Source organism: Dietzia sp., assembly GCF_036741115.1.
Classification (GTDB): domain Bacteria; phylum Actinomycetota; class Actinomycetes; order Mycobacteriales; family Mycobacteriaceae; genus Dietzia.
This window is the reverse complement of the sequence record NZ_DAINST010000082.1, coordinates 1-12,516: the sequence shown is the minus strand read 5'-3', so window position 1 is coordinate 12,516 and position 12,516 is coordinate 1. Positions and strand designations below refer to the sequence as shown.

The 12,516-nt window shown below is 66.6% G+C and carries 10 protein-coding genes; 6 read left to right on the top strand and 4 right to left on the bottom strand.

Annotation, left to right across the window (positions count from 1 at the left end):
* Nucleotides 1–968 (bottom strand): acyl-CoA dehydrogenase family protein (locus tag V7E05_RS11825; protein ID WP_333619853.1); only part of this gene is annotated, 968 nt, incomplete at its 3' end.
* Between the two features lie 235 nt (nt 969–1,203).
* Between V7E05_RS11825 and V7E05_RS11820 the strand changes: the two genes are divergently transcribed.
* The gene (locus V7E05_RS11820; protein WP_333619852.1) at nt 1,204–2,967 is read left to right on the top strand and encodes an AMP-dependent synthetase/ligase; all 1,764 of its coding nucleotides are present in this window, start codon (nt 1,204–1,206) and stop codon (nt 2,965–2,967) included.
* A gap of 91 nt (nt 2,968–3,058) precedes the next feature.
* On the opposite strand, the gene V7E05_RS11815 is transcribed toward V7E05_RS11820, so the two are convergent.
* Together V7E05_RS11815 and V7E05_RS11810 are read right to left on the bottom strand one after the other, a co-directional pair.
* On the bottom strand, nt 3,059–4,450 hold the full coding sequence (locus V7E05_RS11815) for an outer membrane protein assembly factor BamB family protein (RefSeq protein WP_333619851.1): 1,392 nt from the start codon (nt 4,448–4,450) through the stop codon (nt 3,059–3,061).
* 236 nt (nt 4,451–4,686) lie between these two features.
* Nucleotides 4,687–5,160, bottom strand: coding sequence for a DUF2231 domain-containing protein (locus V7E05_RS11810; protein WP_333619850.1), 474 nt, complete (start codon nt 5,158–5,160; stop codon nt 4,687–4,689).
* Between the two features lie 112 nt (nt 5,161–5,272).
* On the opposite strand from V7E05_RS11810, the gene V7E05_RS11805 reads away from it, so the two are divergent.
* Nucleotides 5,273–6,007 (top strand): phytanoyl-CoA dioxygenase family protein, encoded by a 735-nt coding sequence (locus tag V7E05_RS11805; protein ID WP_333619849.1) that lies wholly within the window; start codon nt 5,273–5,275, stop codon nt 6,005–6,007.
* A gap of 115 nt (nt 6,008–6,122) precedes the next feature.
* Here the strand turns inward: V7E05_RS11805 and V7E05_RS11800 are convergent, their stop codons facing one another.
* Entirely contained in the window at nt 6,123–6,755 is a 633-nt protein-coding gene (locus V7E05_RS11800) for a C40 family peptidase (protein WP_333619848.1), read from the bottom strand.
* 654 nt (nt 6,756–7,409) lie between these two features.
* Here V7E05_RS11800 and V7E05_RS11795 point away from each other — a divergent pair.
* The 4 genes from V7E05_RS11795 to V7E05_RS11780 form a co-directional block, all read left to right on the top strand.
* A complete protein-coding gene (locus V7E05_RS11795) occupies nt 7,410–8,093 on the top strand; it encodes a superoxide dismutase family protein (protein WP_333619847.1) in 684 nt (227 codons plus the stop codon).
* A 366-nt stretch (nt 8,094–8,459) separates the two neighbouring features.
* On the top strand, nt 8,460–9,044 hold the full coding sequence (locus V7E05_RS11790) for a hypothetical protein (protein WP_333619846.1): 585 nt from the start codon (nt 8,460–8,462) through the stop codon (nt 9,042–9,044).
* A gap of 79 nt (nt 9,045–9,123) precedes the next feature.
* Nucleotides 9,124–10,512, top strand: coding sequence for an MFS transporter (locus tag V7E05_RS11785; protein ID WP_333619845.1), 1,389 nt, complete (start codon nt 9,124–9,126; stop codon nt 10,510–10,512).
* A 209-nt stretch (nt 10,513–10,721) separates the two neighbouring features.
* Nucleotides 10,722–12,516 (top strand): calcineurin-like phosphoesterase C-terminal domain-containing protein (locus V7E05_RS11780; RefSeq protein ID WP_333619844.1); only part of this gene is annotated, 1,795 nt, incomplete at its 3' end.

The following is a 12,516-nucleotide window of genomic DNA, read 5'->3' as shown; positions in this document are numbered from 1 at the left end:
GTCGGATCGAGCTTGCCCTCGTCCGCCATGACCTGCGCCGCGTCGACCATCGTGCGGCCCGCGAACACCTGGGCCTTGCAGTCGGCGAGCTCGTACCGGGTGTTCTGGAAATCGGCGATCGAGCGGCCGAAGGCCTTGCGCTCCCGCGTGTACCCGAGGGCCTCGTGCACGGCGAACTCGGCGGCGGCGACGCCGGTCGCCGCGATGATGAGCCGCTCGCGGCCGAGCTGCCCCATGAGCTGGTAGAAGCCCTGCCCCTCCTGCTCTCCGAGGAGGTTCCCGACCGGGACGCGGACGTCGTCGAAGAACAGCTCGCGGGTGTCCTGACCGTGCATGCCGATCTTGTGGAGCACCCGGCCGCGCTCGAAGCCGGGGAGGTCCTTCGTCTCGAGGACGATGAGCGAAATGCCCTTGGACTTCGCCTCGGGATCGGTCTTGCACACGAGGATGAGAACGTCGCAGTGCGAACCGTTGGTGATAAAGGTCTTAGACCCGTTGATCACGTACTCGTCGCCGCTGCGCTTGGCAGTCGTGCGGATCGACTGGAGGTCCGAACCGGCGGACGGCTCGGTCATCGCGATCGCGCCGACGAACTCGCCCGAGGCGAGCTTGGGGAGGTAGCGCTGCTTCTGCTCCTCGGTGCCGAAGTTGAGGAAGTAGTGGGGAACGATGGTCGAACCGACGGAGTATCCGAAGCAGGTGTCGCCGGTCATCGTGACGGCGTGCTGCACCGCGGCCTCGTGGCTGAAGGTGCCGCCGAGCCCGCCGTACTCCTGGGGGATGTCTGCGCACAGGAGGCCGGCCTCGCCCGCCTTGTTCCACAGCTCGCGATCGACCTGCTGCTGCTCGGCCCAGCGCTCCTGGTGGGGGACGAGCTCTCGCTGCGCGAACTCGTAGGCGTGGTCCCGGAGCTCGGCTCGCTCCTCCGTGAGCCATGCGGGCGTGTAGTCGGGAAACAGGTTCTTCACGACGATTCCTCTCGCGGATTCCAATGTGAACGCTATGATGACATCATACGATGTCAGTTGAGATATCTCAGTTGACCGTACATCAGGAACGACCGCAACATTTTCGAACGTGCGAGATAGCAGCGTTGTCAATGCGTGCCGTCGCGGATCTCACTCCCGCAACCGCGGGCGCGAGTCGCGACAACATCTGCGGGGTAAATCACACTCGCCGTGTGGAGACATGGAGCCAGACATCATGACGAACAGCTTGTGCCATCACTTCCAGCGTCAGGTCGCCGATAAGCCGGACGAGATCGCCATCGCCAACGCGGACGGGTCCCTGACCTACACGTGGAGCGAGTACGACACGGAGGTGCGCAAGGTCGCGGCCGGGCTCGCGGGCCTCGGGGTCGGCCACGGAGACGTGGTTGCGATCATGCTCACCAACCGCCCCGAGTTCCACGTGGTAGACGCGGCGTGCATGCACCTGGGCGCCATCGCGTTCTCGATCTACAACACCAGCGCCCCGGAGCAGATCGACTACCTCCTCGGCAATTCGCAGCCGAAGGTCGTCGTCACCGAGGCGCAGTTCGTCCCGCGCATCAACTCCTCGACCGCCACGCACATGATCGTCATCGACGATGCTTCGATCGACGCACCGGCCACGGTCCTCGACCTCGACGGACTCGTCGCCGCACCGAAGGCCGATTTCGACTTCGATGCCGCCTGGCAGGCGGTCGATATCGACGACGTTCTCACCCTCATCTACACCTCGGGGACCACGGGGAACCCCAAGGGCGTCGAGCTCACGCACTCGAACCTGCTGTACCAGCTCAACGTCATCACGGGCGTCATCGGCGATCTCACCGACGGCCGGGTCATCTCCTACCTCCCCGATGCGCACCTCATCAACCGCTGGATCTGCCAGTACGCGCCGATGTACTTCGGGATCACCGTCACCGATTGCGACGACCCGAAAAAGCTCATCGACGTGCTCGGGCAGGTCCACCCCACCTTCTTCGTCGCGGTCCCGATGCTCTGGTACAAGATCGTGGGCAAGGTCCAGGCCACGATCGACGAGGAGACCGGCGTCAAGGGAAACCTGGTGCGTTGGGCCGTCGACGTCGGCAAGAAGAAGGCCGAGGCGGCAGCCGCCGAGCAGCCGTTGTCGATCGTGCAGAAGATCCAGTACGCCCTAGCCGACAAGGTGGTGCTGTCGAAGCTCCGGGAGAAGCTCGGCATGGACCAGCTCACGGCCGCCGTCTCGGGCGCGGCGCCGATCGACCGGAGCGCGCTCGACTTCATGGCCTCCCTCGGCATCGACGTCCTCGAGGCGTGGGGCATGTCGGAGACCTCGGCGGTGACCACCGTGTGCCCCGCGGCGAAGCCGAAGGTCGGGACCGTAGGCAAGGCCATTCCGGGCACGGAGCTCAGGCTCGCCGATGACGGCGAAGTGCTCGTTCGCGGTGGCGGTGTGATGCGCGGCTATCACCGTGATCCGGAGAAGACCGCACAGACGCTCGATGCCGACGGCTGGATCCACACGGGCGACGTCGGTGTGATTGACGACGAGGGCTACCTCACCATCGTCGATCGCAAGAAGGAGCTCATAATCAACAACGGCGGGAAGAACATCTCGCCGTCGAACGTCGAGGGTGCGCTCAAGGGCGTGAGCCCCCTCGTCGGCGCGGTGGCGGCGATCGGCGACCAGCGTCCGCACATCGCCGCGCTCATCACCCTCGATCCGGACGCTGCCGCGGCGTTCGCCGAGAAGGCCGGCTTGGGCGAGCCGGATCCCGTCGCGATGTCCTCGCATCCGGAGATCCTCGCCGCGATCGGGAAGGCCGTCGACGACGCGAACGCGAAGCTCTCGCGCGTGGAGCACATCCGTACGTGGGAGATCCTGCCGACCTTCTGGGCGCCGGGCGGCGACGAGCTGACCCCGACGATGAAGCTGCGGCGCGCCCAGATCGCGCGGAAGTACTCCGACCAGATCGAGAATCTGTACGTCAAGAAGTAGGGGCGCGAGGCGGCCCCGAGCTGCTCCAGAATGACGGCGAACGGCGAGGTCCCCGGGTGGGAACCTCGCCGTTCGGCCTTGTCGATAGTGATCAGTAAGGGGCGTCGAGCGAACCCGCGTCGACTCCGATTGACCCGGAGACCGTCGCGGCCGAGCCGAGCGGATCCACCACCGAGCTGAGCGGCGATGTCGCCGGCACCGTGAAGTCCGGGACCTCGGAAAGGGGCGTGATGTACACGTGCGAGCTCTGGCTGCCGACCACGAGCGAGTCGTCGACGATGATCGGGCCCGCCGGGGCGAGCTTGCCGGAGAGCTCGAGTTTGCCGTTGATCGCGCCCGTGGTCTTGTCGACGCGGTAGACGTCCCCGGCCGTGGTCGAGAAGTAGACATCGCCACCGGACACGACAGGCGCGCCGAGGACCTTGCCGATGGGGTTCCGCCAGAGCTGCTCCCCGGTGCGGAGGTCGAAGGCGTACACCGCCGCGGTCGTGGGGCTGCCCACGAACACTGTGCCGTCTGCGATGGTCGGCGCTCCCGAGCGGTTGTTATCCGGCGCCTGTCCGGAGCCGAGGGGCCGGCGCCACAGCTCGGCGCCCGTGGCCTCGTCCATGGCGACGATCGTGTGTTCCTCGAGCGGGCCCGAGAGACCGGGAAGGCGCGTCGCGTTTCCTGTGGTCACGACGACGTCCTCGTCGACGGCCGGGGGTACGTCGTCGAGACCGCGGTCGAACTCGCCGAGCGGGTGCTGCCATGCAATGGATTCGGTCTCGGTGTCGTAGGCCTGGAACGTGTACGGCGCCGGTGATCCGCTACCGAAGTAGAGCGTGCCGTCGTGTTCGGCCGGGGAGGACATGCTCACCACGTGCCCGATGTCGACGTTCTTCAGCTCCGTGCCCGTGGTGGCGTCGAGCTTGTAGAGATGTCGATCTCCCGTGACCGCGTACACCGCTCCGTCGAGCGCCACCGGCGTCGGCATCACCTCGCCGGGCGTGGGGAAGCGCCAGCGCTCCTCGCCCGTCTCTGGATCGAGGCTGATGACGCCGCTTTCCCCGGTTCCGCGAGTGCCATCGGGGTTGAAGAACCTGTTGCCGTAACCGACGAACACCGCACCGTCGGCGTAGATCATCTCCGAGTGCACCCAGTTCGGCGCCGAGGACTTCCAGAGCTGGCGCCCGTCCGTGAGGTCGTACGCCTGGAGGGCCCCGGTGCCGTGATTGCCGATGAACAGCTTGCCGCCGGCGACCACCGGCGTCGCCCGGACCTCGCCGTCGGTGCTGATCGCCCCGGAGAAGAGGTCCTCGACGCCGCTGGATACGTGTGTGTTGTGGGTCGGGGTGGAGCGGTATTGGGTCCAGTTCCCGTTGTCTGCGGCGGAGGCGATGCCGCTGCCTGCCGCTGCGGTAGCGACGGTCGCCGCGGCGAACAAGGCGTTAGGGACGAGGCGGAGGCGGTGGGGACGGCGAGGGGTGAAGGCTGCGCGCATGGCTTGCAGCATAAGGTTTTACTGAGCGTTGCGGGCCTATTCGCGAAATGGCGAGAGGGCTCGCTCATTTCGTGGAGACCCGGTGTGGCAGCCGACGGCGGTGCCCGGATCCGACTTGGAAGCCAGGGCGACCTTCTTTCTGGCGGGTGTGCGGGATGTCGATGTCGTTGACGCACGCCTCGGCGAAGAAGAACACGAACTCCGCGTGGGGCGAACCTGTGCAGGCAACCGATGGTTCAGCCCCACACCATCTCCGCGCCCGAGTGGCCGGTTGCGATGACGGCCCACATCGCGCCGATCGACGCGATAGCGACGGCGACCCCGGCGACGATGAACGCCGGCCGCGAACCGAGCGCCGGAATGTGGCTACGCACCGCAGCCAAGCGGGCCGAGGTGAGGACGTACACGGTGAGTACGGTCACGGCCAAGATCACGCTCCAGATCATGAGCGCATCGGCCTTCTCGGAGTGTGCGTGTATTGCCGCGGCCTGGCCGGGGCCTTCCTGCGAGGCGAGATATTCCCCCGCGATGCGGGTGAGCCAGACCGCGATGACGGTGACGACGGCGAGCACCGGCGCCACGCCGCCGATCCGAAGCCTGGCGCGGGTCGAGAATACGGCGGCGAGGGCGATGATCACGGTGAGCGGAACAAGGGTCACGGCGGCGTGCGCGAAGAGAGGATGGGTGGGGATACCTGCGAGGGTGTTCACGACTGGGCTCCGATCGTTGGGGATCCGGGCGCCACGTCAGCTACCTACAGCTCCGGAGTTCCTCGTCAGCATCCGCGATTTCCCTGTGTCGTGCCTGTGTGCCGAATGCCGGATGTCTGTGGCGGTCGTCTCGCCCGCGCCGGGCGTCGTCATCCCGACGCCGGTTCCCGAGGGAAAAGGCGAGTCCGGCTTCGAACCAGGACGAACACTCGGCGGCAAGCGATCTGAGCTGCGCTCGATCTTCGACGTCCACGTGATGTCGCCACTGGTCGATTCGATCGCCCGCGATCCACGAGTGCTCGATCGGGCGCGCGCAATCCTCGGATCCGAGGTGTATGTCCACCAGAGCAGGATCAACCACATGCCGGGTTTTGTCGGCAATGGCTTCCACTGGCACTCGGATTTCGAGACCTGGCACGCCGAGGACGGGCTGCCGCGACCGCGGGCAGTGAGTCTGTCGCTGGCGCTCTCCGACAACTACCCCTTCAACGGCGGGCTCATGCTGCTACCCGGCTCCCACCGTCACTTCATACCCTGCGGCGGGCCCACTCCGGCGGAGAACCACCAGAAGTCCCTCGTCGCGCAGGAGAGCGGGGTGCCGAGCCACGCCGACATGACCGAGCTCGTCGCGGAATGCGACATCGACCAGTTCACGGGTTCGGCAGGCGACGGCCTGTGGTTCGACTCGAACATCGTGCACGGTTCGGGAAGCAACATCACCCCGTACCAGCGATCGAACATCTTCCTCGTGTTCAACAGCGTGGAGAACGCGCCCGAGCGCCCATTCGATGGCACGGAGCGGCGCCCCGAATACATCGCCTCGACGCGGGTTGATCCACTGCGTTGAGTTCGGGCTCACGGCCCGGCGGCCACCGCGATCGGGGCGGTAGTTACATACGCGAAACGGGCGGCGCACCGAGAGGCGCGCCGCCCGTTTCGCGGCGATGGCGAACGCCGTCTGCCTAGAAGCGGACCGCGTTGTAGATCGGCATCGAGTCGAGCGGGGCGTAGCCGACCGGCACGCCCTCGGTCGGCGCGTTGAGCACCTGGCCGTCGCCGGCGTAGATGCCCACGTGGGTGGCGCCCGAGTAGAAGGTCACGAGGTCGCCGGGCTGGAGGTTGTTGATGTCGACCGGGGTGCCCTGGGCGGCCTGCTCCTGGCTGGTGCGCGGGATGTCGACGCCGGCCTGCTTGTAGGCCCACGAGGTCAGGCCGGAGCAGTCGAAGGCGTCTGGGCCGGTGGCGCCCCACACGTAGGGCGAGCCGATCTTGGTCTGGGCGGCGGCGAGAGCGGCGGCGCCGTGCGCGTTCTGGCCCGGGAGCGCGCTGCCGAGCTGGCTCGAGATCGCGTCGACGAGGCCCGAGGGGTCGAAGCCGGCGACGTCGGCGTACTGGTCGACCTCGGCGGGCACGGAGACGTTGTCCGGCACGTCGACGGTCACGGAGTCGGGGAGTCCCTCGACGCTGCCGGTCGGGACATCGACGGGCTGAGCGGAGGCGGCGCCGGCGCCGAAGATCGCGGCACCTCCGGCGAGAAGGCCGGCAACGGCGAAGCGGCGTGCGTGCGGGGTGGTGGGTGCGGAATGAGCTCCCATAGTGATTGTCCCTTCGAGACTGTGCCGCGCCTCGACGAGAATTCGGGAGGCTATTTTTTCCGTTCGGCGGGCCGAATGGAAGCGGCGTCGATTGCCAACTTGAATGTATCGGAACGGTAACAAGGCCGTCACGACGATGTCTAGCCTCAGGTGAAATAGCAGGTGGCACAGGCAGAATAGGATTCAGAAGCGTTACCAAAGTGACAATTGGGAAAGCAGTGAATTCAAGTGATATGCGGAGGGGGTGATATTTGAGTTGCGCCCGCGAAGAAAATTGCCATTCGGGGGTAATGGTTCTGAGAGCAACTCATGAGTCGAGTCTTTTTGCTCGAATATCGGCCCGCGGGACGTGGGCTCGAAACACCGCGATGTCTCGGTTTTCGAGTCCGCGCGCGACGTAACGACGCGGACGTTCGGCCCGGTCCCGGAAGGCGTGCGAAGAGCCTTTCGCGATTACCCACACGCGGTGCGGGAGCGAGCCGCAATCCTCCTTCTTGTCAACTCGTCGGGGCTCCGGCAGGGCCGCACTTTCGAGTGGACGGACCCGTATATCCACTTCCTCGCGTTGTCCTCTTCGTGTAGGTGTGAGCACAAGGAGTTCTCGAACCGCCAGGCGCGGGGAAGTCCGCGCCGCAACCGACGAGGAGCGACGCCATGCGCAGCACGACGACAGATCGACGTCCCCGACAGACCCGCACCGCCGGACGGCTGGCCTTCGGTCTCACGAGCGCCGCCGCCTTGATGTTTGCGGCTGCGTGCAGCTCGGACGATGGAGGCTCCAGCGAAGGGGAATCCTCCAACGCTGCGGGCTCGTCCGCTGAGGCATCCGCGGCGTCCTCCTCCGACGCCGCCGAGCCGGCGGCCACGGCCAAGGTCGCCAACGATGAAGGTGCCGAGCTCGGCACCGTATCGTTCGCGCCACAGGGCTCCGAGGTGGAGGTCACCGCAAACATCACGGGCCTCGAGCCCGGTTTCTACGGTTTCCACATCCACGACACCGGAAAGTGCGATCCCCATGCGATGAACGACTCGGGCGAACACAAGGCCTTCAATTCCGCGGGTGGGCACCTCAATCCCGATAAGAAGGACCATCCCGAGCATGCGGGCGACATGCCACCGCTCCTCGTGGGCGAGAACGGCGAGGCGCACGCGAGCTTCACGACCGACCGGTTCTCCGTCGAACAGCTCACCGGCGGAGAGGGCACGGCCGTCATGATCCACGCCGGCGCGGACAACTTCGCCAACATCCCCGAGCACTACGCGCCCACGCCCGACGAGGAGACGCTCAAGACCGGTGATGCCGGCGCCCGCGCCGGCTGCGGCGTCGTCGAGGGCTAGGGCCCGGGCTCGACAGCACTCCGCGCCCGTTCGAGGGGGCAATGGACCTGCGGCCTGCTGGCCACTGGGCGCCGGGCAACGCTGGGCTCGCCGAGTTCGCCCGGACGACCTTCGAGGTAGGGACGTGTACGAGATCGGGATCTTCGCCACCGTCGACTGCCTTGAGGTCGGCGCAGCGCGCATCTACCTTCCGCACTTCGGAACATGGACTAGGGGCTAGTGCTCGTCGCCCGATCTCGGCGGCAAGGCGGGGTTGGCGGGTAGGTGACACGACACGGGTGCAGCCAAACGGTAACGGCGCACATTTGACGGCAATGTACAGGACAGACCAGTGCCTGCACGCCCCCGCCGAAAGGACTTCAGACGATGCTCCCCTCTTCTCGCGCCACCGTGTACCGATTCGCGATGGTGACTCTCTTCGCCTCGGCTGCTGTCGTGGGCGGGCAAGGAATGGCTTCCGCCCTCGAGCCCGCATCGCAAGACGGGCTTATCGGGAGGACATTCGACAGTGGGCCATCTGCGCACGCAGAAGTGATGATGGACGATCCCTGGGTCTTTCGTGGGCCGACGAAGTATGACATCTACGCGGCTTCGGCGTGCTGGAGCTACGGCGACCGCAGCGAACGGATGGTCGATGTCTCCGTGTCGAACAAGGATCGGTACTTCCCGACGCCGTTCAACATGAACTCGATTCTGTATCCAGTCGACGAAACGCTGACGGTCGACTGGACCGATCTCGAGACCGGGGAAAAGGGGCGAGCCGAGACCCACTCCGAAAACGGCAATGTGACTCTCGGACTCTCCGGCACACCGAGCCGGTACGGACTTGACATCCACCTCCGCTCCGACCAGCCCTGGCTGCGCGCCGCCGGGTCGACAGAGTTGCCATTCGGGCATTCCGAGGGCTCGGCTCACCTCGAGGTCGATTCCCGCGGCCCCGCCTGCCGATAAACGCACGCGCTGCGGCAGATATCGCCGCTGCCGTCGCCGGCAACACGCGAAGTCGGACACAATGAGTAGTGTTCGACCCATGAATCCAAAGTCCGACCAAGTCGGGAATTCGGGCAACATTTCGGGCGGCCCCGGAGGCGGCGACTCTCGTCCCGGGCGCCGGCGCTCGATGCTCGTCGCGGCCTTCGGCACCATCGTCGAGTGGTTCGATTTCTCGGTTTACTTCTACGTCGCGTCGATCCTCACCAAGGAATTCTTCGGCGACGACCAGAATTCGGTACTGCTCACGCTGGGGATCGGCGCGGCCGGCTTCCTCTTCCGCCCGCTCGGCGCCATGGTGTTCGGGCACCTCGGGGACAGGGTAGGCAGGCGCGCGGCGTTGGTCATCTCCGCGGCGCTCATCGCGGTGTCGATGTTCGGCACGGCCGCGCTGCCGGGGTACGAATCGATCGGGATCTGGGGCGGTGTGGGCCTCGTCGCGCTGCGCTGCCTCGCGGGTTTCTCCGTGGGCGCGGAATACACGGGAACCATGGTCTACCTCATGGAATCGGCTGCGCCCGGGCGTCGCGGCCTCGCCGCCTCGTGGGCCTCTGCGAACAGCGAGGTCGGAGCGCTTCTTGCCGTCGGCTCGGCGACGCTGGCGGCGGAAATGCTCTCGCCGCAGTCCATGGAGGACTGGGGCTGGCGCCTCCTCTACGTGCTCGGCGGCATCCTCGCCACGGTGATGATCCCCCTGCGCAGCATGCTCGAGGAGACCGAGACCACCGCGCGGATCCGCGCCGCCGCGCCCACCGACGGCGCGGCCGCCGCCGGCACGTGGCGCGAGTCCCCGCTGGTTCTCGTGCTGCGTCACCAGCCGCGCGCCGTGCTCGTCGCGTTCCTCGTGTCCACGGTCGGCGCCACGAGCTACTTCCTCAACATCACGTACGTGCCCACGTACCTCGTCGAGGAGGTGCACCTCGAACAGGCGGGCTCGCTCGGGCTCGGCACGGTCGCGGCGGTCGCGGCCATCGTCGTCACCCCGTTCTTCGGCCTGCTCTCCGACAAGCTCGGGCGCGTGTGGGGTCTGGGGCTGCTCGTCGCCGCGCTCGTCATTACGACCATCCCCGTCTACGCGCTCCTCGGCGTCGGAGACTCGGGCGTCGGCGTGGGCGCGGCAGCGTTCCTCGCGGTGCCCGCGGCGGGGTGGAGCGCGATCGCCGCCGCCGCGATTCCCGAGCAGTTCACCGCCATCGGCCGTTTCTCCGGGATGGCCATCGGCTACAACATCGCGACCGTCGCTTTCGGCGGGCTCTCGCCGCTCATCGCCGCGTGGCTCATCTCGTCCACCGGCGTCTCGCTCGCGCCGGCCATCTACGCCACGGTGGTCATCCTCGTTGCCGGAATCCCGGCCCTCCTGCTCATGCGGAACATGTCGGACAGAACGCTCGTCGAGGTCGATAGGGACGAGCTCCTTGTCGCGGTGTGAGAAAGCCGCCATTCAAAAAAGCGTTAAACGATTCGTCATAATTTTTAGGCAGAATTGAACAAGTGTCCACGCAGCTAGGGTGGACAATAAACCGTGCGTAAATGCGCGGTTATTTCTCAGGAAATGTATAGGACACCTCGGCGTCCTCTAGCGCCTCTACGGTGCGGCGTTGAACGAAGTTCGACCACATCCGCATCGAGGAGTTCGCTTTGTCCACAGCAAAAAACAAGGTCGGGGGCGCTTTCCTGAGCGCCCGTCGCACCGCGCTCGTCGGCGTGTCCGCCGCAGCCGTGGTGGCGCTGGCCGCCACGCCGGCCGCCGCCGCCCCGTCGTCATCCATCCCCGAGAGCTCCACCGAGCTGCAGGGCTCCGTCGAGGGTTCGCTCGCCAACCCGCTCGGCTCGCTCGGTGATCTGCTGCCCGGCAGCGGCAACCCGGAGAACGAGGGCCTGTACGAAGGCTCGGTCGAGGTCGTCGGTGGGGAAGCCGACGATACGTCCGTGCTCAAGGGGCAGGTCTTCGACGACGCGAACAAGAACTCGGTCCTCGACGAGGGCGAGGCGGGCGTGGCCGGTGTCCAGGTCTCCAACGGCACCGATGTCGCCACCACGGACGAAGAGGGGCGCTACGAGCTCCCGGCCGGCGAGAACTTCACCGCGTTCGTCACCCAGCCCGCGGGCTGGCAAGTCCCGGTCGACGAGCAGAATTTCGCGCAGTTCAGCTACAACCACCTGCCCGAGGGCTCACCCGACCTCAAGTTCGGCGGGCTCGAGCCCACCGGCCCGACCCCGAAGGCCGTGAACTTCCCGATGGCGAAGTCGGCGGGGACCGCGAACGCAGACCAGACCTGCCCCATCGCCTCCGACACGCAGACGTATGACAAGGAAGAGGTCGAGTTCGCGCGCAAGGGTGCGGTCGCCGACCTCATGAAGCGCAACGACTACGCGACCTGCGGGCTCCTCCTTCTCGGCGACAACGTCGGCGACGACCTTTCGCTCAACCCGGATCTTCGCGGGCTCTACGAGAACGCCAACGGCCCGATCCGCGCGCTCGCCGGCAACCACGACCAGGACTACGACGCCGATTCCGACGAGCACGCGCTCGACACGTACCGTCGCGACTTCGGTGCCCCGTACTACTCCTACGACGTCGGCGACACGCACTTCGTGGCCCTCGACAACATTGTCTACAAGGGCGGCAAGCCGGACGGCAAGAGCGGCGGCTACACCGAGGCGATCCCGGAGCAGCAGCTCGAGTGGCTCCGCAACGACCTCGCGAAGGTGGACAAGGACAAGCAGATCCTCGTCGCCGCGCACGCGCCGATCGTCAACTACTCCGGCGTGGTCACCCAGAACGCCGCCGCGTTCTACGACATCATCGCCGACTACCCCAACGCGGCGACCGTGGGCGGACACACGCACACCCTGGAGAACCTCCTGGCCGGCGACAAGCGCAAGGAGTGGGCGGACAAGGGTGTCCCGGAGCTCACCCACGACCAGATCGTGGCTGGCGCCGTTTCCGGCTCGTGGTACTCGGGCGGGCTCAACGATGACGGCGTGCCGTACGCGTACACCTCCGACGCCGCCGAGCCCGGCGTGCTCACCTTCCAGTACTCCGGCGACAAGCGTTCGGAGTTCTACACCGTGCGCAACGAGCCGCAGGAGCGGCAGATGCTCGTCGGTCTCAACACGCCGACCTGGCGCGAATGGGCCGTGGGCGCGAAGAAGTGGCAGGACGACAAGAAGCAGGGCGACGCTCCTGCCGACATCTCGACCACGACCGTCTCGGCCGCGGATCTCGCCGGCGGCGAGTCCTACCTCGGCACGAGCTTCTACGCCGGCTCCACCGAGGCGAAGGTCGAGGTCTCGCTCGACGGCGGCGCCGTGACCGCACCGGAGCTGACCCAGCCCGCCACGGGCGAGGAGCTCCGGAAGGGCTGGGAGTACACCGACACCGTCTCGGCGACCCACAACCTCTCCACCGATGGCTCGCTCGCGCAGGCGA